This window comes from Fusicatenibacter saccharivorans (assembly GCF_027667425.1).
GTDB lineage: Bacteria > Bacillota > Clostridia > Lachnospirales > Lachnospiraceae > Fusicatenibacter > Fusicatenibacter saccharivorans.
Genome location: NZ_JAQEGR010000024.1, coordinates 1 through 620, shown reverse-complemented (window position 1 = coordinate 620; position 620 = coordinate 1). Strand labels below are relative to the sequence as shown.

Here is a 620-nt window from a genome sequence, read left to right as displayed (position 1 = left end):
ATATCTTCATAAAGCCGCATTACCATTTTGTCCAGAACCTCAATCCGTTCCTCGTCCCTTGTAAGGGAGCGTTCCATTGCTTCCCGCTGTTCCCGCTGCTCGGCTTCACAGGTATTGGTCAGGCGGTCAGCAACCGCTTTCCCGTCCATCAGGGCAGCTCTGGCACATTCCCGGATTTTCCGCAGCACATGACTGTAAAGGGTGTCATAATCAATCCGGTGCTGGGTGCAGTGGTTCTTTCCAAAGGCATTGTAGGTCTTGCAGGAGTAAATCTGCTGGGGATGTTTTGCGTTTGTGTAGCGTACCGTCAGAGACTTCCCACACTCGCCGCATTTTATCAGTCCGGCAAACAGGCTGATTTCATTGGTCTGCCCCGGACGCTGGCGGGATTTCAGCTTGTTCTGCACAATGTCAAAGCTCATGCGGTCAATCAGCGGTTCATGCTGTCCTTCCACTACAATCCAGTCCTCCGGCTTCTTTTCCCCAATCGTGCCGATTTTGAAACGGTAGTCCTTTTTCTGGGAAGCAATCGCCCCAGTGTAAACGGGATTCATCAAAAGGTCTTTGATAACGGAAAAGTCCCACATATACCGCCCGTTTTCCGGGTCTTTCTTTTCCCA

1 protein-coding gene is annotated in these 620 nt (G+C 51.1%); it reads right to left on the bottom strand.

Annotation, left to right across the window (positions count from 1 at the left end; all coding sequences use genetic code 11):
- A partial coding sequence (locus PGS38_RS16240; protein ID WP_270476432.1) for a recombinase family protein occupies positions 1-620 on the bottom strand: 620 nt, incomplete at both ends.